Origin of the sequence: Pectobacterium polonicum (assembly GCF_005497185.1) — a bacterium.
GTDB classification, from domain to species: domain Bacteria; phylum Pseudomonadota; class Gammaproteobacteria; order Enterobacterales; family Enterobacteriaceae; genus Pectobacterium; species Pectobacterium polonicum.
This window is the reverse complement of record NZ_RJTN01000058.1, coordinates 1-1,968: the sequence shown is the minus strand read 5'-3', so window position 1 is coordinate 1,968 and position 1,968 is coordinate 1. Positions and strand designations below refer to the sequence as shown.

Below are 1,968 nucleotides of genomic sequence, written 5' to 3'. Positions count from 1 at the left end.
AAATGGCAGGATGTCGAAGCCAATCCAGCCACGCCCGAGCCGTTACGAACTGAGCCACCGCCAATGGGAGCGGATTGAGTCATTGCTGCCAGGCAAGGCGGGCGATCCGGGTCGCACCGCGTCGGACAACCGCTTGTTCGTCAACGGTGTGCTGTGGGTGTTGCGCTCGGGAGCGTGCTGGAGCGACTTGCCTGCTCGTTATGGCCAGTACAAGAGCGTGCATAAGCGATTCACCCGTTGGGCCGCCAATGGCGTCTGGGAACGGGTGTTCCAAGCGCTGACGAAGGACCGGGACAACGAGTACCTGATGATCGACAGCAGCATTGTCCGGGCGCATGCACAAGCGGCGACCGGAAAAGGGGGGGCTCGGACCCGGCTTTGGGGCGTTCCCGAGGAGGTCTGAGCACCAAGATCCACCTCGCTGTCGATGGGCGAGGCTGACCGGTGCGGGTCATTCTGACTGGCGGGCAGCGCAACGACATCACTCAGGCCGGGGCCTTGCTGGCCGGGCTCAAGTCCAGCTACGTGCTTGCCGATAAAGGCTATGACAGCCGCGAACTGGTCCAAACCATCCAAGCCCAAGGAGCCCTGCCTGTGATCCCGCCTCGGACTTGCCAGCAACCTCGCTTTTACGACAAGGCACGCTACCGCCTACGCAACCGGATCGAGCGTTGTTTCGCTCGACTCAAGCAATACCGCCGCATCGCCACTCGTTATGACAGAAAGGCTGCCAACTTCCTCGCCTTCATTTATCTCGCAGCCCTGCCTCTATGGATCGATTGAATGTCGATTCAGCCTAGGGCGTCAGCTTTTTTGACTAGCGATCGTCTGCGATGGGTCGAAAGCTTGCATCGGATGTTGTGCCTTCTTTGTTTTAGATGGTGCGCGAAAGAGTGGGCCGCAATGACGAACAAGCCTGCTGTCTCTGGGCAGTTTTCACCGCCACAGCGCAACGTGTCATGTGAAAAAGCCGATGTTCTTGTGGGACGCTGGCAGACAGAAACATCAGACCGCGACAAGCTGTCGGGTCAGGGCGGAAGTTGAGGACATTCAATCCTGATTCAGGCACGTCTCCCAACGTGTTCTGCGAGATGTGGGATAGCTTCTGCAAGTGCAGCCAGAAGCGTCTGCTGACCGAGCTTAACTAGTCCAGTTCGCAGACGTTGATTTCGAGCGTATGCATTTCTGGCGATATGCTCGGGACCATATGGTCCTTCGTAATCAGCACTAGAAATGTGCGCCAGATACCGGTCGTATTCCTCGCTGTACGAGTCGAAGCGGCTAACCTCCATCACTGCATCCAAACGTTGCCACTCTTCTCTCGTAATTACGTCGTGAGCAGCTTTGCCAGCATGAATACTTGCGAGACGAGCGAAAACGTCTACAGGCAGACCCTCAAGCGGTAACTCGAGTCCGATTAGCGCAGAAAACTCTCTATGTTGCCTTATCAGCACAAGAGCTTTCGAAAAGTCATTCGACGATAGTGCAAGGGCCTCGCATATTTCTTTCTTGACGGACTTAAGCTGTTCTGCCCACTTCTCGTAAGGTGGCAGTTTCTTGGCTATGGCCTTTATTTTTTCTCGATGCAATTTCCCGGTAAACGTGCCCTGAGAGTATTCCTGCTGCAGGATGCTCAAGTGTAGTGAAAACTCCTCCGCCTGCTTAAACATTTCTCGCAAGCGGTCGCCGAGCACGCCTAGGTTGATGTGCTCAAAATCTGGAAGATGCACATTCTCGTCAAGGTCACGAGGGTATCGAAACGTCATGCTGGTGTTGTCAACATTGGCAATCTCTTTGAATATCTCTTCCAGAGGCATTCCGAGTTCTACGAGACGATCGTCGCACGCGATATCAGCCGCGAATTTTGCCCATAGTTTGTTCAAGTCATGAGTGGCGGTGACACTATTTTGAGTTGGGTTTGGCCCTAAAGCTGAGACGCTCCGAATAGAGTCTTTCAGGAACAATTCG

At 54.7% G+C, this 1,968-nt stretch carries 2 protein-coding genes and 1 pseudogene; 2 read left to right on the top strand and 1 reads right to left on the bottom strand.

The window, feature by feature from the left end; all coding sequences use genetic code 11:
- Window positions 1-10: 10 nt before the first annotated feature.
- Both EDI29_RS22575 and EDI29_RS22855 read left to right on the top strand, forming a co-directional pair.
- Window positions 11-783: pseudogene (locus tag EDI29_RS22575) on the top strand (IS5 family transposase).
- A 120-nt stretch (window positions 784-903) separates the two neighbouring features.
- Window positions 904-1,044, top strand: a complete 141-nt coding sequence (locus EDI29_RS22855; RefSeq protein ID WP_167494551.1) for a hypothetical protein — start codon at window positions 904-906, stop codon at window positions 1,042-1,044.
- 17 nt (window positions 1,045-1,061) lie between these two features.
- Here the strand turns inward: EDI29_RS22855 and EDI29_RS22850 are convergent.
- The coding region (locus tag EDI29_RS22850) for a hypothetical protein (RefSeq protein WP_421949927.1) at window positions 1,062-1,968 on the bottom strand (907 nt) is incomplete at its 5' end.

Bases quoted from the DNA above. Each gene is read 5' to 3' on its own strand.
- EDI29_RS22855 (WP_167494551.1), top strand. From the start codon at position 904: ATGACGAACAAGCCTGCTGTCTCTGGGCAGTTTTCACCGCCACAGCGC.